At 59.6% G+C, this 228-nt stretch carries 1 pseudogene; it reads right to left on the reverse strand.

The annotated features are described in order from the left end of the window. Nucleotides 1–228, reverse strand: a pseudogene (locus FNJ47_RS49180) (IS5/IS1182 family transposase); the annotation flags it as partial.

The following is a 228-nucleotide window of genomic DNA, read 5'->3' on the forward strand; positions in this document are numbered from 1 at the left end:
TTTTTTCGAAGCGGGTTGCGACACGTCGGAACTGCTTGAGCTTTGAGAAGCAGCATTCGACGAGATGACGCTGGGCGTAGAGATGCTTGTCGAGCGGGTATTTGAGCGCGCGTGACGGATTGTTGGGGATGACGGCGAGCGCGCCCTTGGCTGCGATGGCCTGACGCAAGTGATCGGCGTCATAGGCTGTATCGGCCATGACGACCCCGGCGGACAGTCCCTCGATCA

The sequence above is a fragment of the Bradyrhizobium uaiense genome (assembly GCF_010811875.1).
In the GTDB taxonomy this organism is placed as follows: Bacteria; Pseudomonadota; Alphaproteobacteria; order Rhizobiales; family Xanthobacteraceae; genus Bradyrhizobium; species Bradyrhizobium uaiense.